Source organism: Pseudomonas sp. BN606 (assembly GCF_029873115.1).
Classification (GTDB): Bacteria; Pseudomonadota; Gammaproteobacteria; order Pseudomonadales; family Pseudomonadaceae; genus Metapseudomonas.
Genome location: NZ_SSOF01000072.1, coordinates 138,109 through 162,393, shown reverse-complemented (window position 1 = coordinate 162,393; position 24,285 = coordinate 138,109). Strand labels below are relative to the sequence as shown.

The following is a 24,285-nucleotide window of genomic DNA, read 5'->3' as shown; positions in this document are numbered from 1 at the left end:
GTTGAGGCGGGCGCTTTTTGTAGATTGTCGTAATGGACATTGCAGCCCTCGTGCCAACCCCGGAAGTACCGTATTCCGGGGGGGAGAGCGATGACCTGGTGGTCGCTGCGCCCTGGCTTGGGGCATTTTGCTCCAGTCTGGTGCGCTACCCGTGCAGGAACAGGACCAGTAGCACCAGGTTCGCCAGCAGGGACGAAAGCGCTATACCGCGCCAGACTTTCAACGGTTCGCGCTCCAGTAGCGGTCGGGGCTTGGCCGTCAGCGCACGGCGTTCGCCTTGCTCCAGGGCCAGTAGCCACTCTTCCATTGTTTCGTAGCGGGTAGCGGGGTCTGCGGCCACCGCTCGCGCCAGGCATTCATCGAGCCAGGCGGGCAGGTCGGGCCGGTAGCGGCTGGCCGGCGTGGGTGTGCCAAAGCGTGGATGCTGAAATGCTTCGATCTCCCCATGGGGGTAATGGCCGGTCAGCAGGTGGTACAGGGTGACCCCTGCCGCGTAGAGATCCTGCTTCGGAGAAGGGGCCGCACCGGTGAACGCTTCCGGCGCGATGTAGCTGGGCGTCCCAGGCAGGCTGTGGGCCTCGTCCTGGGACAGGCCAGGACAAAAGACCAGGCCGAAATCCAGCAAGCGCAGTTCGCCGTCATCCCCCCAAAGCAGATTCTCCGGCTTGATATCGCGATGCAGGATGTTGCGTCGGTGTAATTGGCCAAGAGCCTTGAGCAGCCGTGGGGCGATATCCAGCCATTCCGGCAGTGGCATGGGGCCGCCGAGGCGCAGGTGCTCGGCCAGGGTCTGCCCGGCATACTCGCGCTGCACGTAGTACAGATGCTGGCGCTGGGGCAGCGGATGGGCTTCTGGAAAATGGCGCCCCGCGACGCGGCGCAGGAACCACTCTTCCAGCATCAGGGCCGGCCCGGCGGTTGGCTCGTCGTGTCGGCTGGTGGGCAAGGTCTTGAGTAGCCAGCGACGGTCCTGGCTGTCCCGAACCCGATAGACAATGGACTGGCGCGATTCTGCTATCAGGCGTTCCACCTGCCAGCCCTCGAAGACCTGACCTTCCTGCAGGCGCGGTGGCAGCGGCCAGTGATCGAGCTGCGCCAGGGTATCTGCCAGACCCGTCTGGGGCAGGTTGTCGACGCGGATCAGCAGCGCGCTGGCGTTGTCCTGGCCGCCCGCCAGGTGCGAAGCACTGACCAGAGCCTGGGCGGCGGCAGGGAGGTCCTGTTCGTCTTGCAAGATGCGCTGGATGCCGTGGTCGCCGAGCACTGCCCAGACGCCATCGCTGACCAGCACGAATCCCTCGCGCTCCGACAGCTCGCCGTCCAGGTAGTCCACCACCAGGTGCTGGTCCAGGCCGAGGGCGCGTTTGAGCACATGCTGCATGCCGGGTTGTTCCCAGACGTGGTCTTCGCTGAGTCGCGTCAATTGCTGGCCGTCCCAGCGGTAGGCGCGGCAGTCGCCGACATGGGCCAGGGTGAAGCGGCGTCCTCGCAGCACCATGGCGGTCAGGGTGGTGAGCAGCGGCTGGCCGCCTCCATTGGCCTGGAGCCAGCGGTTCTGGGCCACCAGCAGCCGGTCCAGGGATTGAGCCACTGCCCAGGTTTCCGGCGTCGAGTAATAGTCCAGCGCCAGGGCCTGCAAGGTGGCGCGCGCGGCGAGACCGCCGTCGGCGCACTGGCTGACGCCGTCGGCGAGGGCGAAGAGATAGCCCTTGCTGGCCGCGAGGGCCGGCGCCGGAGTGACTACCCGGACGGCGTCCTGGTTTTCCGTGCGCGGACCAGTGGAGCTGGCTTCGCCAAAGCTGAGTTGCAGGGTCATCGACGGTCCGTCCTGTATGGCGAAAGGAGCGCGAGGCGCTCCTTGGTCGGATCAGTTCCGGCACCGCAAGGGTGCCGGATCGGGCTCGAGGTCAGACGCGGGCCGCGGTGACGGCAGCGGAGCCCCAGGTGGTGCGCCAGCGTTGCTTCACACCATAGAGGCCGAACCATGCCACTACGCCCAGGCTGGCGAACAGCCACAGGCCCAGCTGGTAGTCGCCGGTATGCTGTTTGATGGCGCCAAGGCCAGCAGTCAGGCAAAAGCCGCCAATTCCGCCGGCCATACCGATCAGGCCGGTCATTACGCCGATTTCCTTGTGGAAGCGTTGCGGTACCAGTTGGAAGACTGCCCCGTTGCCGGCACCGAGGCTCAGCATGGCAACCACGAACAGGGATAGGGCGGCGCTGGAACTGGAGATGTGGAAGCCCACTGCAGCGATGCACACCGAGGCCACGGTATAGACCACCAGCAGCGTGCGGATGCCGCCGATGCGGTCGGCAAAGGCACCCCCCAGCGGGCGCATCAGGCTGCCGGCGAAGACGCAGGCGGCGGTGTAGTAGCCGGCGGTAACCGGGGCCAGTCCGTATTGGTCATGGAAGTAGCCGGGCAGGGTGCTGGCCAGGCCGAGGAAGCCGCCGAAGGTCACGCTGTAGAACAGCATGAACCACCAGCTGTCGCGGTCACCCAGGGCCTTGAGGTAATCACCCAGTGCCTTGGGCGCGGGGCGGTTGGGGGCGTTGCGCGCCGCCACGAAGAAGATTGCCAGGGTCAGCACCAGCGGGATCAGCGCCAGTCCGAAGACGTTGTTCCAGCCATAAAGGGCCGCGAGGCCGGGGGCAAAGAGGGCGGCCAGAACGGTACCCGAGTTGCCGGCGCCGGCAATTCCCATGGCCTTGCCCTGGTGCTGCGGCGGATACCACTGGGAGGCGAGCGGCAGGGCCACGGCGAAAGAGGCGCCGGCGAAGCCCAGGAAGAGGCCGAGGAGCAGCGCCTGTTCATAGGTGTGAATGCCCATCCGCCAGGCGATGAACAACGAAGCGATCACCACTACCTGTCCGACCAGCCCGGCGGCTTTCGGAGAAGTGCGGTCGGCCAGCATGCCCATCAGGAAGCGCAGCACCGCGCCGGCCAGGATGGGCGTGGCCACCATCATCGCGCGCTGCTGGGTGGTGAGCTGGAGATCGGCTGCGATCTGCACACCCAGCGGACCAAGGACGTACCAGACCATGAAACTCAGGTCGAAGTAGAGGAAGGCGGAGAACAGGGTGGGCGTGTGGCCGGCTTTCCAGAAACTCGTTGTCATCGAACACCTCATCTGCAGTTAGGGGCCGGGAGGCGCGCGCACCATGATCGTGGGCATGGCGGTTGCACCTCCCGGTTAAACGTCGCGCTTGTGGCGCGCCGTCCTGCGGCCGGGGCCGCAGCGGGATTGAGTGAGCTGCAAGTGAACGTCCGGATCTCGGCCCGTTCACTGCCCCATCGCTGGGGCCGGAACTAAAAAGGCGCCGCACCACTACCCGCATTGCTGCGGAGTGACGCGACGCCTTTGTCGTGTAGTAGGGCAACCGCCTTTGGCTACCTCTGCCTGTAATAGAGCAAGAGCCGGGCCAATCCCGGGAAGTGCCGCCCTAGCGTGCTTTTCCGACCCCTTACCGGTTTGTGCGCTGATTCAAAACGGGGCGATGTGGTCGTGGGTGCACCGAGTTGAAGCTGAATGGTTCAGTCGAGCCAGTTCACCTTCGGGAAGGTACTGCGGAAGTTCTCTGGCATGGGAACCACGCGGGATTCCCGATAGTTGAAGAATACGAAGCCGGACTTGGCCATGGCCACCTGCTTGCCGTCAGCCGGCCGGGTGATGCGGAAGGTGATATCGCCGCCGTACCGGTTGAAGTCCATGACGCCGACTTCGAACAGCAGTTGATCGCGGGCGTGTGCCTCGGCCCGGTAGGTGGTCGCAAGGTCGGTGACGATGATCCCGATGCCATCCTCGGCGGTTTCGTTGATGCCGAACTCGAACAGGAAGCGCGCCCGGGCCTCGGAAATCATCGAGATCATCGAGTCGTTTCCCAGGTGGTTCGCGCCGTTGATGTCGGTGACGCGTACGGTCAGATGGGTGGAGTAGCAGTACTGATCTTCGGGGAAGTTCAGGGACAGTCGAGCCATTGGAACCTCAAGCGTAGAAGCGGCGAGGGGGCGATTCTACGCCCGTGCGATCGGATGTACCGTCATTCCCCGGTTGAATCTCAGCGATGCAGCCCGTTCAACCAGTAGAAGGTCACACGACCACCTTCGTTGGTCGCGCCGTAATTATCCTGGATGTAGGCACCAGCCTTGAAATAGAGCTGTTGATTGCTCCAGTAGCCGCTGAGCTGGCGGTACAGGTTGCCGTCATCGCCCTTGCTGGTGACGACGATGCCCAGCCTGCCGGTGGGGGTGAGGCGCAGGTCGTAGCCGAAGCGTTCGCCGAGGTCGACGTTTTCCGCCAGTACGATGTTCTCCACCTCCGCGTCGCCCGGCCGCTTGCGCAGCAGTGCTTCGATCCGGCCGTTGCCGCGCAGGTAGTGGTACTGGATCTTCAGCAGCGGATCATTCTGGCTGCCGGGCTCGTCTTTGCTATGAATCTGGCCGATGACAATCTTGTTCTGGCTCGGTACCTGATCCACTGAAAGCACGGCACTCAGGTAGTTGTCTGCGCTGGCCTGGTACCAATAGCTCAGGGTTCCGTCGGCCTGGGTTTCGCGCAGCTCTGTACGTGGATAGCTGGCGTCCTCGGTGCGGGAGCCGTTCACCGGCACCCAGAAACTGATGCTGCCGTCGGAGTTGCGTCGGAAGTACTGGCTTTCGTAACCGTTATTGAGGCGGTCGGTGGTAATGAGGGTATTGGAGCTGGTGGCTGGGACCGTGAGGTTCCAGGTGCTGAGGTCGATCACTGGATGTCCTTACTGCGGATTACCTATGGGCAGCAGTTCGTACATGCGGAAGGTAGAAAAGTTCCGGATCGGGTCAACAAGGGAGGGGATTTGGACTTTAGTGCCTGTTCGTGATGAGTCGGCGAGAGGAATTGCTCGAGGTGCTCGAAGTGCTGATTGGAAGTTTAGGGTGAAGTTTATCCGAGTGTTATCCGTTAAAACTCTTGTTTGAAACTGGGCATCCTTGCCCAGCCATCTCTTACAGCGAGGCGAGTGCGGGTTTCACTCCGGAAGGAGCGAGGTTCTCATCTCTGTTGCTTGCCCACTTCACCAGCAGCGTCATCGCGACGAAGCCAAGGCAGATGAACAGCGGGTAAGCGAACATGATTTCGCCAAGGGAGTATTTCCAGCTGAGCGGACGAGCGATGCCCAGCATGGCTCCGTAGAACCAGGAGACTCCGGAGACGACGCCCGAGAACACCGCGAGGGTGCGGGCGTTGGTTTCCATCTTGACCAGCGTGCCGGCCTTCTTGATGGCAGGCAATACAGCGCTGTGCAGCAGGAAACCGTTTACGGTCAGCAAAGTTACGACCAGGATCTTGGCCTGGAGTTTGGGGTTGAGGAAGTACACCGCGCCTTTGACAGAGTAGTCCAGCAGTACGATACCTATCCCTGTTACCCAGAGTGCCGCAAGTGCAAGCAGTACAGTTTTCTTCAGAGTATCAAGATGGGTTTTGTCGCTATGGGCCGCGTTGTCTTCGCCGGTGATCATCTGCTTGATCATGGCGTAATCGCTGGTCAGGACCAGGCCGATTGCCACGCAGCAGGCGATCAGGTGGGCATAAACAACACCCATGCGCATTAATTCCATGGTTGCTTCCTGTTTGAACAGGGAGGTAATTAGATGATACAGCTCCATGGTTGACCTCTTGTTTTACAAAGTAAGTTGGTGTGCTGATGCAGTAAGGGCACCGATATATTGTTTAAATTACTCGTTAGCCTCTAAGGACTTTTGAGTGGTTGGTCAGGTTGTTAATGCATCTCTAGTTTTGTTCATGTCTTCATAGGCATTCCTCCTTTTTTGAGACAGAGAATCCTCCTGCACGTGAACTTGTGCATTTGGAATCGCTCCGGACTCAAGGGGAAAAAGACATGCGCGCCGATGACCGACCATGGTTCAAAAGTGGCGCGATGCACTTAGGCTTTCATCAGAGTGGTAGAACCCTGATTTTGTTCAAAAAGCGATCTGAAAGCCGACGAGCGGTTGTACTTGGGGAGGTGTGCCAAGCGCTTGAAAAGGCGAGGAAACCTTGCCGGGTGGGCGTTTGGGGAAAGTTCAGAGGAGGGAGCGTCCCCTGTGACCAGGGGACGCTTTCGTGCGTCAGGCCTTGCTGGCCTTCCGGGACTTGGGCGGAGTCGAGGGTTCAAGGTGTCCGTCGGCGCGGAACATGCCCTTGATGCCGCGAACGGCCTGGCGGATCCGGTCCTGGTTCTCGATCAGGGCAAAGCGCACATGGTCATCGCCGTAGTCGCCGAAGCCCAGGCCCGGGGATACGCAGACCTTGGCGTCCGCCAGGAGCTTCTTGGAGAACTCCAGCGACCCCATGGAGGCATAAGGCTCGGGAATCTTGGCCCAGACGTACATCGAGGCTTTCGGGTTCTCCACCATCCAGCCGATCTCGTGCAGGCCTTTCACCAATACGTTACGGCGCTGACGGTACTGCTCGGCGATATCGCGCACGCACTGCTGATCACCTTCCAGGGCGGCGATGGCGGCCACCTGCAGTGGGGTGAAGGTGCCGTAGTCGTGATAGCTCTTGATCCGCGCCAGGGCACTGACCAGTTCCGGGTTGCCGACCATGAAGCCGATCCGCCAGCCCGCCATGTTGTAGCTCTTGGACAGTGTGAAGAACTCGACCGCGATGTCCTTGGCGCCAGGCACCTGCATGATCGAAGGTGCCTTCCAGCCGTCATAGACGATGTCGGCATAGGCCAGGTCATGCACCACCAGGACGTCATACTGCTTGGCCAGGGCCACCACGCGTTCGAAGAAGTCCAGCTCCACGCATTGGGCGGTGGGGTTGGAGGGGAAGCCGATGATCATCATCTTCGGCTTCGGAATGCTCTCGCGAATCGCCCGTTCCAGCTCGGCGAAGAAGTCCACGCCGGGCACCAGGGGAACCGAGCGCACCTGGGCGCCGGCGATCACGGCACCGTAAATGTGGATCGGATAGCTGGGGTTGGGCACCAGTACCGTGTCGCCATGGTCAAGGGTGGCGAGCATCAGGTGCGCCAGGCCTTCCTTGGAGCCGATGGTGACGATGGCTTCGGATTCGGGATCGATCTCCACGTCGTAGCGGTCCTTGTACCAGCGCGAGATGGCTCGGCGCAGGCGGGGAATGCCGCGGGAAGTGGAGTATCCGTGGGTGTCTTCACGCTGGGCGACCTGCACGAGCTTTTCCACGATGTGCGGCGGGGTGGCGCCGTCGGGGTTGCCCATGGAGAGGTCGATGATGTCTTCGCCGCGACGGCGTGCAGCCATCTTGAGTTCGGCGGTGATGTTGAAGACGTAGGGGGGGAGACGATCGATGCGCGCAAAACGGCGCGGTGAACGCTGGTCAGCCATGCTTTCCTCGGATACGTAAGCGCCCGGAACCGTCCGAGCGACGTCGGCCACTGCGGTGGCCTGGCGGCGAAGATAAGGGCTTCGCAGGGCGGTTGTCGAGGGGAGTTTCGTGCAGGTAGCCGCACCTCCGGGAATCTGGAGTGCGGCTGAGTGAGTCGTCAGCGGGAAATGCCCTTCAGGCCTGCGAGAAGGGTAGCCAAGTGCTCGATGTCGTCATCGGTGGTGCGCCAGGACGAGATGCTGAGGCGGAAGGCCGGACGGCCCTGCCAGAGCGTGGGGCCGAACCAGACTTCGCCCGAAGCCTGGGCCGCGCTGCGGATGGCGATCGTTTCTTCGTCGCTGTCGGCGCGCACGAGCACTTGGTTCAGTGCCACGCGATTGAGTACCTGATAGCCGGCCGCACGCAGGCGCTCGGCAAGGTTTTCGGCCTGGCGCATGTGGCGATCGATCATGCTGGCCAGGCCATCGCGACCGAGGGAGGCGAGGGCGGCCCAGACGGGCACACCGCGGGCGCGGCGGGAGAACTCCAGGGTCAGGTTCTTCTGCGCATCTCGCGAGGCACTGGCATAGGCAGCATCACTGTTCATGGCGATGCTCAGCGCGTCGGCGTCACGGCAGATGGCCATGGCTCCGTCGTAGGGTGTGTTCAGCCACTTGTGGCCGTCGCAGGTCCAGCTGTCGGCATGCTCCACGCCGTTGGCCAGTTGGGCATGGGACGAAGCGCGGACCCAGAGGCCGAAAGCGCCATCGACATGCACCCAGGCGCCGGCGGCGCGGGCGCGGGGAATCAGTTCGGCGAAAGGATCGAACTCGCCCGTATTGACCTCGCCGGCCTGCAGGCAGAGGACAGTCATGTCATCCAGTGGCGGCAAGCGCCCCGGATCGATGCGGCCGAACTCGTCGGTGGGTGCCACCAGCAGACGGTTCATGCCGAACCCCAATATGCGCAGGGCTTTCTTCACGGTGATGTGCACATTGGCGGAGACCACCACGCGTACCTCCGGTGCCCCCATCAGGCCGTCGCCGTCGAAGTCCCAGCCCTTGCGCTGCAGAAGTGCGCGACGGGCCGCGGACAAGCAGGCGAGGGTGCAGGCGGTGGCGCTGGTGCCAAAGCCGACCGCACTGCTGGTAGGCAGGCCAAGACTTTCCAGGACCCAGCGTGCGGCCACTTTTTCGATGCGATCGGCGGCCGGCGAGTTGTCGAAGGAGGACGCGCACTGATCCCAGGCCAGCGCCAGGCGCTCGGCGGCCGCCGCGGCCGGCAGGGTTGCGCCGATGACGAAGCCGAAGTAGCGACCGCCATTGGACGCGGTGGTGGCGGGGGAGCCCAGTTCATCGAGCTGGTGCAGCACCTCGGCGGCCGGGCGACCCCGCTCCGGCAATGGTCCGTCGAAGGCTGCCAGCGCCTGGATGGCTTCCGGGGAAGGGAAGACTCGGCGCCCGGGTATGCCATCCACGTAGGCGAGGGCGCGGCGGTCGGCGTCTTCGAGAATCTGGCGTTCAGTGTCCATGGCGGTCTCGCTGGCAGGAGGGGGCTCCTTACCTTAGCGGGACCGCGCGAAAGCCAGCAGATACACCTGACGGCATACAGTTGTGTTGGGTTCGGACTTCAATGACCCAGCATGTCGTGCATCGCAATGATCTGTTCGGCTACCTGGATCAGCTTCTGCTGCCGGCTCATGGCCTGGCGGCGCATCAGGGTGTAAGCCTCTTCCTCGTTGCAGTTCTTCATTTTCATCAGCAGCCCCTTCGCCAGTTCGATGCGCTTGCGCTCGGCCAGTTGCTGGTCACGGGCGTTGAGCTGGGCGCGCAGGGCCTGGTCGCTTTCGAAGCGCGCCATGGCGACATCGAGGATGGGCTGCAGGCGGTCGACCTGGATGCCTTCGACGATGTACGCGCTGACGCCGGCCTGAATGGCCTGGCGCATGACCTTCGGGTCGTGCTCGTCGGTGAACATGACAATGGGGCGGGGCTGGTCGCGACTGACCAGTACCACCTGTTCCATTACGTCGCGGCCCGGGGACTCGGTGTCGATGAGGACCACATCCGGGCGGATGGCCTCGACTCGCCCTGGCAGGTCGATGGTCAGGCCGGATTCGTCGATGACGTCGAAGCCGGCTTCGATCAGGGCGGCCTTGAGTCGGCCGACTTTCTTCGCAGTGTCGTTGATCAGCAGAATACGCAGCATGGCGGCGGTCTTCCCTAACGGCTACAGGCGATGGCGCGGGAGTTGCCGGCCAGGGAGTGGATCGGGAAACTGCGGGCGTAGCCGGCGGGGTCGCTGCCGTCCCAGGTGCGACCGTCAATCAGGGTGGCGCTGCGCATGAGGTCTGGAAGCGGGACGTCGAGGGCTTCGGCCGCCTCGCGATAAATGTCCAGACGCTGTACGCGTCGGGCAACGGCCAGGTAGTCCGGGTCGTCCCGCAGCAGGCCCCAGCGGCGGAACTGGGTCATGAACCAGATGCCGTCGGAGAGGTAGGGCATGTTCACCTTGCCTTCTGCGTGGAAACGCAGCGGGTGCTCGTCCTCCCAGACATTGCCGAGGCCATCCTGGTAATGGCCAAGGAAGCGCGGCTCGATGGCAGACAGGGGGACGTCCACGTAGTCGCTGCCACTGATCAACTGAGCGGTGCTGCGGCGGTTTTCCAGGCTGGCATCGATGAAGCGGCTGGCTTCCAGCACGGCCATGGTCAGCGCGCGTGCAGTGTTGGGGTACTGCTCGGCAAATTCGCGAGTTACGCCAAGCACCTTCTCTGGGTGGTCAGGCCAGATCATCTGGCTGGTAGCGAGAGTGAACCCCTGGCCCTGGTCTACGGCCAATGCACCCCAGGGGCCGCCTGCGCAGAAGCCATCGATTCGGGCGGCCTTGAGGTGGGCGACCATCTGCGAAGGCGGCACGACAACTGTGTCGACGTCGCGTAACGGGTGGATGCCCTGGGCGGCGAGCCAGTAGTTCAACCACATGGCGTGGGTGCCGGTGGGAAACGTCTGGGCGAAGGTCAGGCGCGCTCCGCTCTGGTGCACGTGATGGGCTAGTGCCTCGGAATTGGTCACACCGATGCGCTTGAGTGGTTCAGACAGGTTGATCGCCTGCCCGTTCTGGCAGAGTCCCATGAGAATGGCCATTTCCGCGCTAGGACCACCAATACCGAGTTCGATCCCATAGATCTGCCCATAAAGGGCTTGCGCTGCATCCAGCTCACCGGACAGCAGCTTGTCACGCAGGGTTGCCCAGGACGACTGGCGCTGCAGTTCGAGAGTCAGCCCGTAGGGCTGGGCGAACCCCTGGGTGGCCGCGACTATCAGGGATGCCGAGTCGGTCAGGGGCATGAAGCCAAGGCTGAGCATGCACTTCTCCGGTGCATCGCTGCCTGCGACCCAGGCCAGGTTGTCCGTACGCGTGGTGTTCTGCTTATCCGTCATTGTGGTGGCCACCTATCAGCAAAATGGCGCCGATCCGGAGCAGCCGGGGCCGGCCGGAATCGACGCCATTGTCAGCAGCCCGCTCCGTCGTTGGAGCAGGCTTCGTTGAAGCTGCTGAAGCAAGCGATATGCCAGCGGCAATAAAAACTAGCCCCGCGAGAGCGGGGCCAGGGTTGGAGGTTGGAGCTAGCTTAACGTTCGATGATCTGCTTCACCTGGCTCTGCGGAATCTGCTGGGTTCGACCTTCGTGGTCCTCGAATTCGAGCATGCCGGTGTCTTCATCCAGTTCAGGCTTCTCATCGGTGGCGATGAGCTGGCCGTCGGTTGTGGCGATCAGGTATTCGCTGGAGCAGCCTGCCAAGCCAAGGGCGCAGATGAGTATCAAGGACCAGGTTTTCATGGCGGCATCCAAGTCGTGGGGGCTGATACTTGGAACATAGCTGCTGGCAGGGAGGCTGCAAGTTGGCCTGACGGCGAACGGCCTGGCAGCCTCCGGAAAAGAAAAAACCCCGCACGGGGCGGGGCTTTCTCATTGCCGAGCTACCGATGGGGCCTTAGGCCTGGACCACCGGAATCTTGGCGTTTGCAGCGGCTTCCTTGTACTCGGCGATCTGGTCGAAGGACAGGTAGCGGTAGATATCGGCAGCCATGCTGTCGATGTTCTTCGCGTATTCCATGTACTCCTCGACGGTCGGCAGTTTGCCCAGGATCGAGGCAACGGCCGCCAGCTCGGCGGAGGCCAGGTAGACGTTGGTGGCGTCGCCCAGGCGGTTCGGGAAGTTACGGGTGGAGGTGGAGACTACGGTGGCGCCAGTCTGTACGCGAGCCTGGTTGCCCATGCACAGGGAGCAGCCCGGCATTTCCATGCGTGCGCCGGCCTTGCCGTAGATGCCGTAGTAGCCTTCCTCGGTCAACTGGTGCTGGTCCATCTTGGTCGGCGGAGCCAGCCACAGACGGGTCGGGATGCCGCCCTTGACCTTGTCGAGCAGCTTACCGGCAGCGCGGAAGTGGCCGATGTTGGTCATGCAGGAACCGATGAACACTTCGTCGATCTTGTCGCCAGCCACGGTGGACAGCAGGCGGGCATCGTCCGGGTCGTTCGGCGCGCAGAGCACAGGCTCCTTGACGTCGGCCAGGTCGATTTCGATTACGGCGGCGTATTCGGCGTCCTTGTCGGCTTCCAGCAGTTGCGGGTTGGCCAGCCAGGCTTCCATCGCCTTCGCGCGGCGCTCCAGGGTACGGGCGTCGCCGTAGCCTTCACCGATCATCCAGCGCAGCAGGGTGATGTTGGACTTCAGGTACTCGGCGATCGCATCTTCCGGCAGCTTGATGGTGCAACCGGCGGCGGAACGTTCGGCGGAAGCGTCGGACAGCTCGAAAGCTTGCTCGACGGTCAGGTCGTTCAGACCTTCGATTTCGAGGATGCGGCCGGAGAAGATGTTCTTCTTGCCTTTCTTCTCGACGGTCAGCAGACCAGCCTGGATGGCGTAGTAGGGGATGGCATGCACCAGGTCACGCAGGGTGATACCGGGCTGCATCTTGCCTTTGAAACGCACCAGAACGGATTCCGGCATGTCCAGCGGCATGACGCCGGTGGCGGCGGCGAAGGCCACCAGGCCGGAACCGGCCGGGAAGGAGATGCCGATCGGGAAGCGGGTGTGGGAATCGCCACCGGTGCCAACGGTGTCAGGCAGCAGCATGCGGTTCAGCCAGCTGTGGATGATGCCGTCGCCCGGACGCAGGGACACGCCGCCGCGGGTCTTGATGAAGTCCGGCAGAGTGTGGTGGGTGTTGACGTCGATGGGCTTCGGATACGCGGCGGTGTGGCAGAACGACTGCATTACCAGGTCGGCGGAGAAGCCGAGGCAGGCGAGGTCTTTCAGCTCGTCGCGGGTCATCGGGCCAGTGGTGTCCTGGGAGCCGACGGTGGTCATCTTCGGCTCGCAGTAGGTGCCCGGACGGACGCCTTTGCCTTCCGGCAGACCGCAGGCACGGCCAACCATCTTCTGGGCCAGGGTGAAGCCCTTGCCGCTGTCGGCGGGGGACTCCGGCTTCTTGAACAGGTCGGACGCACCCAGGCCCAGCTCGGCACGGGCCTTCTCGGTCAGGCCGCGGCCGATGATCAGCGGAATACGGCCGCCGGCGCGAACTTCGTCCAGCAGGACCGGGGTCTTCAGTTCGAAGGTGGTGACTACTTCGCCGCTGTCGTGGCGAACGACCTTGCCTTCATAGGGGTAGACGTCGATCACGTCGCCCATGGCCAGGTTGGTGCAGTCGAATTCGATCGGCAGGGCGCCGGCGTCTTCCATGGTGTTGTAGAAGATCGGGGCGATCTTGGTGCCGAAGCAGAAGCCGCCAGCGCGCTTGTTCGGAACGAACGGAATGTCGTCGCCGAAGAACCACAGTACCGAGTTGGTGGCGGACTTACGGGAGGAGCCGGTACCGACCACGTCACCGACGTAGGCAACCGGGAAACCCTTGGCCTTGACGGCTTCGATCTGGTTCAGCGGACCAACGGAGCCCGGCTGGATCGGCTCGATGCCGTCACGAGCCATTTTCAGCATGGCCAGGGCATGCAGCGGGATGTCGGGGCGGGACCAGGCGTCCGGAGCGGGCGACAGGTCGTCGGTGTTGGTTTCGCCAGGCACCTTGAACACGGTCAGGGTGACTTTCTCGGCGACGGCCGGCTTGGCCTGGAACCACTCACCTTCGGCCCAGGACTTCAGCACGGCCTGGGCGTTGGCGTTGCCTTTCTTGGCGCGCTCGGCGACGTCGTGGAAGGCGTCGAACATCAGCAGGGTGTGCTTCAGTTGCTCGGCGGCGACGGCGGACAGTTCGGCATCGTCCAGCAGTTCGACCAGGGTGGCGATGTTATAGCCGCCCTGCATGGTGCCCAGCAGCTCAGTGGCGCGGGCCTTGCTGATTAGCGGAGAAGTGGCTTCGCCCTTGGCGATAGCGGAGAGGAAACCTGCTTTGACGTAGGCGGCTTCATCCACACCCGGCGGAACACGGTTGGTGATCAGGTCGAGGAGGAAAGCCTCTTCGCCAGCCGGGGGATTTTTCAGCAGCTCGACCAGGCCTGCAGTTTGTTCGGCGTTCAGCGGCTGGGGCACGACCCCTTGGGCGGCACGCTCTTCTACGTGTTTGCGATAGGCTTCAAGCACAGTTTTACCCTCATCAGTGGCCCTGGAGTAGTCCAGGGCGCTCATCCAGGAATCCGCCGAACGCATGCGCCGCACAGCTTTTTGGGCTGTCTGGCCAAGGTTTCGGCGGCCTCCATCGAGAAGCTGTTTTCAAAGTTTTACGCCGGAAGGAAGGCCTGATGAGGGCTGGCGGCGGACATCCCGGGCGGGATGCCCGGCGCCATTATTTCCTGCCGGATCGACTGTGCTCGTGACGCTTTGAAAACAGCTTCCAACGGATATCGGCGCCTAAAATGGCGGGCTGATTCTAATGGAAAGGCGCGGCAAAGTTAAGACGAAATCCCTATTTACCCGCGCGTGACCCTGATTAGACAAAGGGCTAAGATGGCCGGCCCGTGTCACCTGCCGAATCCGCCTCCACCATGTCCAACCAGCGCATCAAGACGCCTTGCGTCGGCCTCTGTTCAACCGTCTATGGCGATCATGTGTGCCGCGGCTGCAAGCGTTTCCATCATGAGGTGGTGAACTGGAACCTCTACAACGAGGAAGAGAAGCGCGCGGTCTGGCGGCGCCTGGAGATCCTGCTAGTGCAGGTGATGGCGGCCAAGTTGGAGGTGTTCGACCCGGAACGCCTGCGGCACCAACTGGAGCAGCGCCAGGTGCGTTTCGTACCCGAGCAGTCCCCTTACTGCTGGGCGTACCAACTGATCGCGCGAGCCTCGCGGATGATCAACCGCCTCGACGCCTACGGCATCTCGTTGCTTCCTGAGTTTCGCGACTGGGCATTGCCAGAGTTGCGGGAAGCCATTGATCGGGAATTTTTCCTGCTGTCCGAGGCGCACTACGAGCGCTATATCGCTCCACGTTTCCTGCAAGAGGGCGTCGAGAGTCGTGTCTGAAGAAAAAGCCGCCATCAGGCGGCTTTTTCTAGTGGCTCGAATCAGCGCTGTGCGACCAGTTCCTCCAGGTGGGCGATGATCGCGTCGGGTTTGAGGACCAGGACATCGCTTTCCAGGGTATCCAGCACGACTTCGGCAGTATTGCCGATCAGTGCACCGGACAAGCCGGAGCGAGCGACAGTACCTATCACAGTGACCACGGCTTCGAGCTTGTGGGCGACGTGGGGAATCAATACGTCTGCCGGACCTTCCTCGATGTGCAACCGCTCATCGCTGACGTCGTATTCAGCCTGGAATGCACGGCATTCGTCGCGGTAACGCGCCTCGATGGTTTCCTTGAGCTGGAAGGTGGGGTCTGCTGCCGAGAGCATGGGTGACGGGTGGGCGCTGATCACATGTAAGGTGCCGTGCGCCAGGCTGGCGATGTCGTAGCCGTGACTGACGATGGTGGCGTGCAGGGTGCGGTGCTCGCCGTCGCTGTTGCCCACGTCCACTGCAGCCAGGATGTTGCCGCCGGTCCAGGGCTTGTCAGTCTTTACCATCAATACCGGCCCCGGGCAGAAGCGCAGGAGCTTCCAGTCGTCCGGTGTGAGCAGGGCCTTTTTCAGCGGGTTGTCCGGCACGTGCTGCTTGATGACCAGGCCGCAGCCTTCCGCCTGCTGCGCAGCGATGATGGTGTGGTGCTGGTTGTCCAGCCAGCTTTGCTGTGTGCTGGCGCTATAGCCTTCAGCCTTGAGCGATTCGGCGAGGTCGCTGAGATAGTCGGCATGGTCGCCCTTGCGGTCGCAGATCAGCAGGTGCAGGTGCGACTGAGTCACTCCGGCGATCAGTTTTGCCCGTTTCAGGGCAAGGCCCTCCGGCCGGTCCGGCTCCAATACCACCAGAATGCTGCGAATGGCTTGCATGGTCCTATCTCCCTGTCGATGGCATATAGCCAAAACAAATGTAGTCCCGATTCCGCTTTGGCGTTCTTGACATATATCAAACGGCCCAGGCTGGTCGTCGCTTCCGGCATTCGTATAATGCTCCGCCTTCGAGAGCCCGGCCAGCGTGGCCCCAGCACGATGAGAACCGCTTGTGAACCCGCCTGAGATCCATGACTTCCTTGGTTGCCGCACCCCCGATGCCTGGGTGGCGGCCGCACTGGCCGATCAGGAAACCCTGCTGATCGACCATAAGAACAACGAGTTCAAGGCAGCGTCCACGGCCATGGCGCTGATGGCCAAGTACGCCACCCGGTTGGATTTGATCAATTTCATGTCTCGCCTGGCCCGTGAGGAGCTGGTGCACCACGAGCAGGTGCTGCGCATCATGAAGCGCCGCAAGATCGACCTGAAGCCCGTGTCGGCGTCGCGCTACGCGTCCGGCCTGCGCAAGCTCGTGCGCGCGCATGAGCCGCAGAAACTGGTGGATACGCTAGTGGTGGGGGCTTACATCGAAGCGCGCTCGTGCGAGCGTTTCGAGGCGCTGGTGCCGCATCTTGATGAAGAGCTGTCGAAGTTCTATGGCGGATTGCTGAAAAGTGAGTCTCGCCACTATCAGGGCTACCTCAAGCTGGCCTATCTATACGGCGAGGCGCGGGATGTGGATCACTGCATCGAGAAGGTGCGAGTGGCCGAGCAAGAGCTGATCGAGTCGCCCGACGAGGAGTTTCGTTTCCATAGCGGCGTACCGGTCTGAAGCGGCAACGCAAGAGCGCCCTCGAGGGGCGCTTTTTTATTGGACGCGGGGGTCAGTCCAGGCTAAACGGGGTCTGCCGGAAACCGCTCTCATCCACCTGAAGGGCCCAGCCTTGCCGGTCCCAGTCGCCGAGGACGATGCGCCGAGCGGGGTGGCCATCCAGTTCCAGGTCGTGAGTGGCGGGGCGATGCGTATGGCCGTGAATCAGGATCCTTGCGTCGAATTGGCGAAGCATGCGTGGAACTTCTTCTGCGGTGACGTCGGTGATTTCCACGGCTTTCTGCCGCGTCTGCATGCGGCTTTCCTTGCGCAGCTTGCGTGCCAGCTTGTAGCGCGTCGCCAAGGGCAGGTTGCGCAGGATGAACAGGCTAACGGGGTTGCGCAGCCACTTGCGCAGGCGCATGTAGGCCTCATCCTGGGTGCACAGGCTGTCGCCGTGCATCAGCAGCACCGGCTCGCCATTCATCTGCACCAGGCTCGGGTCCTTCAGCAGGGTGCAGCCGGCTTCGCGGCAGAAGGCGCTGCCGATCATGAAGTCGCGGTTGCCGTGCATGAGGAAGATGCGTGTTCCACTGTCGGCGAGTTTGCGCAGGGCCTGGGCGATGGAGCGCTGAAAGGGCGTCATCGCATCGTCACCGATCCAGGCTTCGAAGAAGTCGCCGAGGATGTAGAGGGCTTCGGCTTGCGGTGCGCGGGTCTGCAGAAAATGAAGAAACGCCCGGGTGATGTCCGGGCGTTCCTCTTCGAGATGCAGATCGGAGATCAGCAATATCACTCGGCGATCTCGGCCTTCTCGATGATCACGTCATCGACCGGGACGTCCTGGTGGCCAGCCTTCATGGTGGTGGCCACGCCCTTGATCTTGTTCACCACGTCCATGCCTTCCACGACTTCACCGAACACGGCGTAGCCCCAGCCTTGCACGGTCGGCGCGCTGTGGTTGAGGAAGGTGTTGTCGGCAACGTTGATGAAGAACTGGGCGGAGGCCGAGTGAGGCTCCATGGTGCGGGCCATGGCAATGGTGCCGACCTTGTTGGACAGGCCATTGTTGGCCTCGTTCTTGATCGGGGCGCGGGTGGACTTCTGCTTCATGCCCGGCTCGAAGCCGCCGCCCTGGATCATGAAGTTGCCGATTACGCGGTGGAAGACGGTGCCGTCGTAGTGGCCGGACTTCACGTACTCCTTGAAGTTGGCCACGGTTTCCGGGGCTTTGTCTTCGAAGAGTTGCAGGGTGATGACGCCGTGGTTGGTGTGCAGCTTGATCATTTGGCTATTCGCTCTATCGAGAAATCCAAGGCCTGTCAGGGGATTGACAGCTTCGGCTATGATAAGCGCTTTGATTTGGCCGGCCTACCCTGAGCCGCGCACCAGCTAGATGTAAGGACCCCATGAGCAAGCCAGAGACTCCCGCCGCTTCCAACTTCCTGCGCCAGATCGTCCAGGCGGACCTGGATGCCGGCAAGCACACCAAGATCGTCACCCGCTTCCCGCCGGAGCCCAACGGCTACCTGCATATTGGTCATGCCAAGTCGATCTGCCTGAACTTCGGCCTGGCCAAGGAATTCGGTGGTGACTGCCATCTGCGCTTCGACGACACCAACCCCGCGAAGGAAGACCAGGAGTACATCGACGCCATCGAAAGCGATGTGAAGTGGCTGGGCTTCCAATGGGCCGGCGAGGAGCGTTACGCGTCCAACTATTTCGACCAGTTGCATGACTGGGCTGTCGATCTGATCAAGGCCGGCAAGGCCTTTGTCTGCGACCTGTCGCCGGAAGAAATGCGCGAGTACCGCGGCAGTCTGACCGAAGCCGGTAGGAACAGCCCGTTCCGCGACCGCTCAGTGGACGAAAACCTGGACCTGTTCGCTCGCATGAAGGCCGGCGAATTCCCGGACGGCACCCGTTCGCTGCGCGCAAAGATCGATATGACTTCGCCGAACATGAATCTGCGTGATCCGATCCTCTATCGCATCCGTCATGCCCATCACCACCAGACCGGTGACAAGTGGTGCATTTACCCGAGCTATGACTTCACTCATGGCCAGTCGGACGCCATCGAGGGCATCACTCACTCCATCTGCACCCTGGAGTTCGAGGATCACCGCCCGCTCTACGAATGGTTCCTGGAGAACCTGTCGGTCCCGGCCCAGCCGCGCCAGTACGAGTTCTCGCGTCTGAACCTGAACTACACCATTACCAGCAAGCGCAAGCTGAAACAGTTGGTGGATGAAGGTCATGTAAACGGCTGGGACGACCCGCGCATGTCGACCCTGTCCGGATATCGTCGCCGGGGCTATACCCCAGAATCGATCCGCAATTTCTGCGAAATGATCGGCGTGAACCGTGCCAGCGGTGTGGTCGATATCGGCATGCTGGAATTCAGCATTCGCGACCATCTGGATGCCACTGCGCCGCGTGCCATGTGCGTGCTGAAGCCTCTGAAAGTGGTCATTACCAACTATCCGGAAGGCCAGGCCGAAAGCCTCGAACTGCCGCGCCATCCAAAGGAAGACATGGGCGTACGCGTCCTGCCGTTCGGCCGCGAGCTGTACATCGATGCTGGAGACTTCGAAGAAGTCCCGCCGGCCGGCTACAAGCGCCTGATCCCGGGCGGTGAAGTACGTCTGCGTGGCAGCTACGTGATCCGTGCTGACGAAGCCGTCAAGGACTCCGATGGCAACATCGTCGAGCTGCGCTGTTCCTACGACCCGGAGACCCTGGGCAAGAACCCCGAGGGGCGCAAGGTCAAGGGCGTCATCCATTGGGTGCCGGCCGAAGGCAGCGTCGAGTGCGAAGTGCGCCTGTATGACCGTCTGTTCCGTTCGGCGAACCCGGAGAAGTCGGAAGAAGGTGGCAGTTTCCTCGACAACATCAATCCAGATTCCCTGCGGGTACTCAGTGGTTGCCGTGCCGAGCCTTCCCTGGCTAATGCGCAGCCGGAGGATCGCTTCCAGTTCGAGCGCGAAGGCTACTTCGTTGCCGACCTGAAAGAGACTCGGCCCGGTAAGCCGGTGTTCAACCGCACCGTGACCCTGCGCGATTCCTGGGGGCAATGATGGCGCTGTCGATCTACAACACCCTCAGCAAGGCCAAGGAGCCATTGCAGCCGCTGGTCGGCAACCAGGTGCGCATGTATGTCTGCGGCATGACCGTCTATGACTTCTGCCACATTGGCCATGCCCGTGTGATGGTCGCATTCGACGTGGTTGCGCGCTGGTTGCGCCATCGTGGCTACGATCTCACCTACGTACGCAACATCACCGACATCGACGACAAGATCATCCGTCGCGCCAACGAGAATGGCGAGCCGTTCGAGGCTCTGGTGGATCGCATGATTGCGGCGATGCATGAGGATGAGGCGCGTCTCTCTGTGCTGCGTCCGGATATTGAGCCGCGCGCCACTGGCCACATCGCCGGTATGCACGAGATGATCCAGACCCTCATCGACAAGGGTTTCGCTTACGCGCCAGGCAACGGCGACGTGTACTACCGCGTCGGCAAGTTCGAAGGCTACGGGAAGTTGTCACGGCGCAAGATCGATGAGCTGAAGATCGGTGCGCGTATCGAAGTGGACGAAATCAAGGAAGACCCGCTGGACTTCGTGCTCTGGAAAGGCGCCAAGCCGGGTGAGCCGAGCTGGGCGTCGCCTTGGGGGGCGGGTCGTCCGGGGTGGCACATCGAGTGCTCGGTAATGTCCACTTGCTGTCTTGGCGAGACATTCGACATCCATGGTGGTGGTCCGGACCTCGTGTTCCCGCACCATGAGAACGAGATTGCGCAGAGCGAAGCGGCCACCGGCAAGCTTTACGCCAAGTCCTGGATGCATGCCGGCGCGGTACGTGTCGATGGCGAGAAGATGTCCAAGTCGCTGGGCAACTTCTTCACCATTCGCGAGGTGCTGGAGAAATATCACCCTGAGGTGGTTCGCTATCTGCTGGTGTCTAGCCACTACCGTAGTCCGATCAATTATTCCGAAGAGAGCCTCAAGGAAGCGAAGGGCGCTCTGGAGCGCTTCTATCACGCCCTCAAGGGGTTGCCTGATGTCGCGCCGGCAGGCGGTGAAACTTTCGTCGAGCGCTTCGCGGCAGCCATGGATGATGACTTCAATAGTCCGGAAGCCTGCGCGGTGCTCTTCGAGATGGTGCGTGAGGTCAATCGACTGCGCGATGGCGACCTTCAGGCTGCTGCTGCCCTGGCGGCGCGGCTCAAGGAATTGGCCGGCCTGCTCGGTGTGCTTCAGCTGGAGCCGGATGCCTTCTTGCGCGCAGGTGCTGAAGGCAAAGTGGATGCAGCTGAGGTCGAGGCGCTGATTCAGGCGCGGTTGCAGGCGCGTTCCGACAAGAATTGGGCTGAGTCCGACCGTATCCGCGACCAACTGACCGCCATGGGGGTCGTGCTGGAAGATGGCAAGGGTGGCACTACCTGGCGCTTGGCTGACTAGTTTGATTGCCCAATAAAAAAGGCCGCACTTAGCGGCCTTTCTTATTTCTGTTTGCGCCTCAGGCGTGGAGCGTTTCAGCGGCGTAGAGGGTGTTTTCCAGCAGGCATGCACGAGTCATGGGGCCGACGCCGCCGGGAACCGGAGTGATCCAGCTGGCGCGCTGTTCAGCTACGTCATATTCCACGTCGCCAACCAGCTTGCCGTCGTCCTGGCGGTTGATGCCGACATCGATGACGATGGCGCCGGGCTTGATCCACTCGCCCTTGACCAGGCCCGGCTTGCCAGCGGCCACTACCACCAGGTCCGCATTGCCCACATGTCCGGCCAGATCCTTGGTGAAACGATGGGTGACGGTCACGGTGCAGCCGGCCAGCAGCAGTTCCAGAGCCATGGGGCGGCCAACGATGTTGGAGGCGCCCACGACAACCGCGTTCATGCCATAGAGGTTTGCGCCGGTGCTCTCCAGCAGGGTCATGATGCCCTTCGGGGTGCAGGGGCGGAGCAGGGGGATGCGCTGCGCGAGGCGGCCGACGTTATAAGGGTGGAAACCATCTACATCCTTGTCGGGATGGATGCGCTCAAGCAGCTGCGAAGCATCCAGGTGCTCCGGCAGCGGCAGCTGGACCAGGATGCCGTCAATGGCCGGGTCTTCATTGAGGCGGTCGATCAGCGCCAGGAGTTCGGCCTGGCTGGTGCTGGCGGGAAGGTCATGCGCTTCGGAGAGAAAGCCGACTTCCTCGCAGTCCTTGCGCTTATGTGCGACGTAGACCTGGGAGGCGGGATCGCTGCCGACCAGGATCACGGCGAGACCGGGAACGCGAAGTCCCTGCTGGCGACGCTCGGCGACACGTTGGGCTATCTGCTGGCGGAGGCGGGCGGCGATCGTTTTGCCGTCGATCAGTTGTGCGGTCATGACGCTAGATTAACCATCGGGAAGGGCTAAAAAGGGCGCGTATTCTCGCATGGAGGGGCGGGCGGGCAAAGGCGGCTGGTCAGCATTTTCCCGTAAGCCCTTTATCTTTCTGATTTTTTTCAATTTTCCTGTTGACGAGGTGTGGGGCTGGCTATAACATGCGCCCCGCTTGTCGAGCACAGCCTGTCGCTGGGTAAGATGGCAAGGGTGGATCCAGGTGATTCAGCTCAAGCCAAAGCTTTATAGTCTGCTCGCAGATTTAAGCGCCCGTAGCTCAGCTGGATAGAGCATCCGCCTTCTAAGCGGATGGTCGCAGGTTCGAGTCCTGCCGGGCGTGCCATTTGGCACATTTGGCACAAGCAATGCGTAATATGGTGGGCGTAGCTCAGTTGGTAGAGCACAGGATTGTGGCTCCTGGTGTCGTGGGTTCGATTCCCATCGTCCACCCCATATTCGAGAGAACGCCAGGCCGCGCGCCTGGCGTTTTCGTTTCAAGCGTTGCCTCTAGCGGACGTGGTGGAATTGGTAGACACACTGGATTTAGGTTCCAGCGCCGCAAGGCGTGAGAGTTCGAGTCTCTCCGTCCGCACCATGATGTTCGAGTCGTGCTGAATGGCGGATGATCCGCTGGTTCTTGACGATTCTGGTTGTTGAACGGGTTGGTCCCAGTGGACCTCCGTTGCCGATGAAAATCGGTGAATAGGTAATATGGTGGGCGTAGCTCAGTTGGTAGAGCACAGGATTGTGGCTCCTGGTGTCGTGGGTTCGATTCCCATCGTCCACCCCATATTCATGAAGGCGCCAGGCTCAATGCCTGGCGTTTTCATTTCCGGGCCGTGCGGTGCGTCCCGTCGCGGCAGGGAGTTCGAGTCGTTGCCTGTCAGCGAAGCATCCTGATTTCTGTTTCTTCTATCCCTTCCTTTTGCCGGCTGTTTCTGCTGGGTGACTTCTGTAAATCGACCCACTAGAATGCATGCCCTTGATTCTGGGGCCGGAACGGCCGGCTAATGTCTGTGCAACGAGGAATATCCATGCAAGTTTCTGTAGAAAGCACCTCCGCTCTTGAGCGCCGCATGACCATCGGCGTGCCGGCCGAGCGCGTCGAGGACGAAGTGACCAAGCGCCTGCAGCAGACTGCCCGCCGCGCCAAAGTTGCCGGTTTCCGCCCGGGCAAGGTGCCGATGAGCGTCATTCGCCAGCGCTTCGAAGATTCCGCTCGTCAGGAAGTTCTGGGCGATTTGATCCAGTCCTCCTTCTATGAAGCTGTGGTTGAGCAGAAGCTGAACCCGGCTGGCGCTCCGGCCGTCGAGCCGAAAGTGTTCGAGAAGGGCAAGGACCTGGAATACATCGCTACCTTCGAAGTATTCCCCGAATTCCAGGTTGCCGGCTTCGAAGGTATCGCCATCGAGCGCCTGCAGGCTGAAGTTGGCGACTCTGACGTCGACAACATGCTGGACGTGCTGCGCAAGCAGAACACCCGTTTCGAGGCTGTTGAGCGCGCTGCCGAGAATGGCGACCAGCTGAATATCGACTTCGTTGGCAAGATCGATGGCGAAGCCTTCGCTGGCGGTACTGCCAAGGGCACCCCGCTGGTGCTGGGTTCCGGCCGCATGATCCCGGGCTTCGAAGAGGCTTTGGTTGGCGTCAAGGCTGGCGAAGAGCGCGTGATCAACCCGACTTTCCCGGCTGATTACCAGAACCTGGACCTGGCCGGTAAGACCGCCGAGTTCACCGTGACCGTCAACAGCGTTTCCGCTCCCCAGCTGCCGGAGCTGAACGACGAGTTCTTCTCCCTGTTCGGCATCAAGGAAGGCGGCCTGGAAGGCTTCCGCACCGAAGTTCGCAAGAACATGGAGCGTGAACTGCGTCAGGCCACCAAGTCCAAGGTGAAGAACCAGGTAATGGACGGCCTGCTGGCTGCCAACCCGGTTGAGGTTCCGAAGGCCCTGATCGGTAACGAAGTCAACCGTCTGCGCGTGCAGGCTGTTCAGCAGTTCGGTGGCAATATCAACCCTGAGCAACTGCCGGCTGAGCTGTTCGAAGAGCAAGCCAAACGTCGTGTCGTGCTGGGTCTGATCGTCGCTGAAGTGGTCAAGCAGTTCGAGCTGAAGCCTGACGAAGCCCGCGTGCGTGAGCTGATCGAAGAGATGGCTTCCGCTTACCAGGAGCCGGAACAAGTCGTGGCCTGGTACTACAAGAACGACCAGCAGCTGAACGAAGTCCGTTCTGTTGTGCTGGAAGAACAAGTTGTAGATACTGTCCTGCAGAAGGCCAACGTTACCGATAAAGCGGTTTCCTACGAAGAGGCAGTCAAGCCGGCAGAAGCTCCGCAAGCCGACTGATTGTTCCGCCTCCTTCGAGTACACCATAAGCCAGCCTCCGAGCTGGCTTATGCGTCTTTAAGACATGACTATTCAATTAGGGAGTGATCGCA

The 24,285-nt window shown here is 61.7% G+C and carries 20 protein-coding genes and 4 tRNA genes; 9 read left to right on the top strand and 15 right to left on the bottom strand.

Going from position 1 to position 24,285, the window contains the following annotated elements; genetic code table 11:
• Positions 1-145 precede the first annotated feature (145 nt).
• The 11 genes from E8E75_RS14720 to acnB form a co-directional block, all read right to left on the bottom strand.
• Entirely contained in the window at positions 146-1,816 is a 1,671-nt protein-coding gene (locus E8E75_RS14720; RefSeq protein ID WP_153917191.1) for a bifunctional protein-serine/threonine kinase/phosphatase, read from the bottom strand.
• 91 nt (positions 1,817-1,907) lie between these two features.
• The gene (locus tag E8E75_RS14715) at positions 1,908-3,119 is read right to left on the bottom strand and encodes a nitrate/nitrite transporter (RefSeq protein ID WP_153917189.1); all 1,212 of its coding nucleotides are present in this window, start codon (positions 3,117-3,119) and stop codon (positions 1,908-1,910) included.
• 416 nt (positions 3,120-3,535) lie between these two features.
• A complete protein-coding gene (locus E8E75_RS14710) occupies positions 3,536-3,979 on the bottom strand; it encodes a thioesterase family protein (RefSeq protein WP_120650257.1) in 444 nt (147 codons plus the stop codon).
• Positions 3,980-4,059: 80 nt separating this feature from the next.
• On the bottom strand, positions 4,060-4,746 hold the full coding sequence (locus E8E75_RS14705) for a polysaccharide lyase family 7 protein (protein ID WP_120650259.1): 687 nt from the start codon (positions 4,744-4,746) through the stop codon (positions 4,060-4,062).
• A 238-nt stretch (positions 4,747-4,984) separates the two neighbouring features.
• A complete protein-coding gene (locus tag E8E75_RS14700) occupies positions 4,985-5,644 on the bottom strand; it encodes a hypothetical protein (RefSeq protein WP_120650260.1) in 660 nt (219 codons plus the stop codon).
• Between the two features lie 462 nt (positions 5,645-6,106).
• Entirely contained in the window at positions 6,107-7,351 is a 1,245-nt protein-coding gene (gene alaC / locus E8E75_RS14695; RefSeq protein WP_120650262.1) for an alanine transaminase, read from the bottom strand.
• 158 nt (positions 7,352-7,509) lie between these two features.
• Complete coding sequence (locus E8E75_RS14690; protein WP_153917187.1) at positions 7,510-8,862, bottom strand: pyridoxal-dependent decarboxylase; 1,353 nt, start codon at positions 8,860-8,862, stop codon at positions 7,510-7,512.
• A gap of 98 nt (positions 8,863-8,960) precedes the next feature.
• Positions 8,961-9,539 (bottom strand): ANTAR domain-containing response regulator, encoded by a 579-nt coding sequence (locus E8E75_RS14685; protein WP_120650266.1) that lies wholly within the window; start codon positions 9,537-9,539, stop codon positions 8,961-8,963.
• Positions 9,540-9,553: 14 nt separating this feature from the next.
• Positions 9,554-10,774 (bottom strand): CmpA/NrtA family ABC transporter substrate-binding protein, encoded by a 1,221-nt coding sequence (locus E8E75_RS14680; RefSeq protein ID WP_153917185.1) that lies wholly within the window; start codon positions 10,772-10,774, stop codon positions 9,554-9,556.
• Positions 10,775-10,965: 191 nt separating this feature from the next.
• Positions 10,966-11,175, bottom strand: coding sequence for a YgdI/YgdR family lipoprotein (locus E8E75_RS14675; RefSeq protein WP_120650270.1), 210 nt, complete (start codon positions 11,173-11,175; stop codon positions 10,966-10,968).
• 154 nt (positions 11,176-11,329) lie between these two features.
• Positions 11,330-13,939: a bifunctional aconitate hydratase 2/2-methylisocitrate dehydratase gene (gene acnB / locus E8E75_RS14670; RefSeq protein ID WP_120655168.1), complete on the bottom strand. Its 2,610-nt coding sequence runs from the start codon at positions 13,937-13,939 to the stop codon at positions 11,330-11,332.
• 401 nt (positions 13,940-14,340) lie between these two features.
• Here acnB and E8E75_RS14665 point away from each other — a divergent pair, with 401 nt between their 5' ends.
• Positions 14,341-14,817 carry a DUF1289 domain-containing protein gene (locus E8E75_RS14665; RefSeq protein WP_153917233.1) on the top strand — a complete coding sequence of 159 codons (477 nt, stop codon included), beginning with the start codon at positions 14,341-14,343 and terminating at the stop codon, positions 14,815-14,817.
• Between the two features lie 41 nt (positions 14,818-14,858).
• On the opposite strand, the gene E8E75_RS14660 is transcribed toward E8E75_RS14665, so the two are convergent.
• Positions 14,859-15,722: a universal stress protein gene (locus E8E75_RS14660; RefSeq protein WP_120650272.1), complete on the bottom strand. Its 864-nt coding sequence runs from the start codon at positions 15,720-15,722 to the stop codon at positions 14,859-14,861.
• A 172-nt stretch (positions 15,723-15,894) separates the two neighbouring features.
• Here E8E75_RS14660 and miaE point away from each other — a divergent pair, with 172 nt between their 5' ends.
• The gene (gene miaE / locus E8E75_RS14655; protein WP_120650274.1) at positions 15,895-16,497 is read left to right on the top strand and encodes a tRNA isopentenyl-2-thiomethyl-A-37 hydroxylase MiaE; all 603 of its coding nucleotides are present in this window, start codon (positions 15,895-15,897) and stop codon (positions 16,495-16,497) included.
• Between the two features lie 52 nt (positions 16,498-16,549).
• Here the strand turns inward: miaE and lpxH are convergent, their stop codons facing one another.
• A complete protein-coding gene (gene lpxH / locus E8E75_RS14650; protein WP_120650276.1) occupies positions 16,550-17,272 on the bottom strand; it encodes a UDP-2,3-diacylglucosamine diphosphatase in 723 nt (240 codons plus the stop codon).
• Positions 17,269-17,763 carry a peptidylprolyl isomerase gene (locus E8E75_RS14645; RefSeq protein WP_120650278.1) on the bottom strand — a complete coding sequence of 165 codons (495 nt, stop codon included), beginning with the start codon at positions 17,761-17,763 and terminating at the stop codon, positions 17,269-17,271. Before E8E75_RS14645 ends, lpxH begins: the two co-directional genes overlap by 4 nt.
• 122 nt (positions 17,764-17,885) lie before the next feature.
• Between E8E75_RS14645 and E8E75_RS14640 the strand changes: the two genes are divergently transcribed.
• Together E8E75_RS14640 and cysS are read left to right on the top strand one after the other, a co-directional pair.
• Positions 17,886-19,553, top strand: coding sequence for a glutamine--tRNA ligase/YqeY domain fusion protein (locus E8E75_RS14640; protein WP_120650279.1), 1,668 nt, complete (start codon positions 17,886-17,888; stop codon positions 19,551-19,553).
• Positions 19,553-20,938 (top strand): cysteine--tRNA ligase, encoded by a 1,386-nt coding sequence (gene cysS / locus E8E75_RS14635; RefSeq protein ID WP_153917180.1) that lies wholly within the window; start codon positions 19,553-19,555, stop codon positions 20,936-20,938. The genes E8E75_RS14640 and cysS overlap by 1 nt, the downstream gene beginning before the upstream one ends.
• Before the next feature lie 58 nt (positions 20,939-20,996).
• Here the strand turns inward: cysS and folD are convergent, their stop codons facing one another.
• Entirely contained in the window at positions 20,997-21,851 is an 855-nt protein-coding gene (gene folD / locus E8E75_RS14630) for a bifunctional methylenetetrahydrofolate dehydrogenase/methenyltetrahydrofolate cyclohydrolase FolD (RefSeq protein ID WP_153917178.1), read from the bottom strand.
• 263 nt (positions 21,852-22,114) lie between these two features.
• On the opposite strand from folD, the gene E8E75_RS14625 reads away from it, so the two are divergent.
• From E8E75_RS14625 to tig, 5 genes are all read left to right on the top strand, one after another.
• Positions 22,115-22,191: transfer RNA gene (locus tag E8E75_RS14625), tRNA-Arg, on the top strand.
• Positions 22,192-22,225: 34 nt separating this feature from the next.
• A tRNA-His gene (locus E8E75_RS14620) sits at positions 22,226-22,301 on the top strand.
• A 57-nt stretch (positions 22,302-22,358) separates the two neighbouring features.
• Positions 22,359-22,443, top strand: a tRNA-Leu gene (locus E8E75_RS14615).
• A gap of 119 nt (positions 22,444-22,562) precedes the next feature.
• A tRNA-His gene (locus tag E8E75_RS14610) sits at positions 22,563-22,638 on the top strand.
• Positions 22,639-22,882: 244 nt separating this feature from the next.
• A complete protein-coding gene (tig, locus tag E8E75_RS14605; RefSeq protein WP_120650284.1) occupies positions 22,883-24,193 on the top strand; it encodes a trigger factor in 1,311 nt (436 codons plus the stop codon).
• Positions 24,194-24,285: the final 92 nt, after the last annotated feature.

What these genes read in the sequence shown, in the direction of transcription:
- E8E75_RS14710 (WP_120650257.1), bottom strand. Translation starts at nt 3,979, where the DNA reads ATGGCTCGACTGTCCCTGAACTTCCCCGAAGATCAGTACTGCTACTCC.
- E8E75_RS14660 (WP_120650272.1), bottom strand. Translation starts at nt 15,722, where the DNA reads ATGCAAGCCATTCGCAGCATTCTGGTGGTATTGGAGCCGGACCGGCCG.
- E8E75_RS14685 (WP_120650266.1), bottom strand. Translation starts at nt 9,539, where the DNA reads ATGCTGCGTATTCTGCTGATCAACGACACTGCGAAGAAAGTCGGCCGA.
- E8E75_RS14680 (WP_153917185.1), bottom strand. Translation starts at nt 10,774, where the DNA reads ATGACGGATAAGCAGAACACCACGCGTACGGACAACCTGGCCTGGGTC.
- E8E75_RS14645 (WP_120650278.1), bottom strand. Translation starts at nt 17,763, where the DNA reads ATGATCAAGCTGCACACCAACCACGGCGTCATCACCCTGCAACTCTTC.
- E8E75_RS14640 (WP_120650279.1), top strand. Translation starts at nt 17,886, where the DNA reads ATGAGCAAGCCAGAGACTCCCGCCGCTTCCAACTTCCTGCGCCAGATC.
- E8E75_RS14665 (WP_153917233.1), top strand. Translation starts at nt 14,341, where the DNA reads ATGTCCAACCAGCGCATCAAGACGCCTTGCGTCGGCCTCTGTTCAACC.
- E8E75_RS14720 (WP_153917191.1), bottom strand. Translation starts at nt 1,816, where the DNA reads ATGACCCTGCAACTCAGCTTTGGCGAAGCCAGCTCCACTGGTCCGCGC.
- E8E75_RS14690 (WP_153917187.1), bottom strand. Translation starts at nt 8,862, where the DNA reads ATGGACACTGAACGCCAGATTCTCGAAGACGCCGACCGCCGCGCCCTC.
- cysS (WP_153917180.1), top strand. Translation starts at nt 19,553, where the DNA reads ATGGCGCTGTCGATCTACAACACCCTCAGCAAGGCCAAGGAGCCATTG.
- E8E75_RS14700 (WP_120650260.1), bottom strand. Translation starts at nt 5,644, where the DNA reads ATGGAGCTGTATCATCTAATTACCTCCCTGTTCAAACAGGAAGCAACC.
- folD (WP_153917178.1), bottom strand. Translation starts at nt 21,851, where the DNA reads ATGACCGCACAACTGATCGACGGCAAAACGATCGCCGCCCGCCTCCGC.
- tig (WP_120650284.1), top strand. Translation starts at nt 22,883, where the DNA reads ATGCAAGTTTCTGTAGAAAGCACCTCCGCTCTTGAGCGCCGCATGACC.
- E8E75_RS14675 (WP_120650270.1), bottom strand. Translation starts at nt 11,175, where the DNA reads ATGAAAACCTGGTCCTTGATACTCATCTGCGCCCTTGGCTTGGCAGGC.
- E8E75_RS14715 (WP_153917189.1), bottom strand. Translation starts at nt 3,119, where the DNA reads ATGACAACGAGTTTCTGGAAAGCCGGCCACACGCCCACCCTGTTCTCC.
- alaC (WP_120650262.1), bottom strand. Translation starts at nt 7,351, where the DNA reads ATGGCTGACCAGCGTTCACCGCGCCGTTTTGCGCGCATCGATCGTCTC.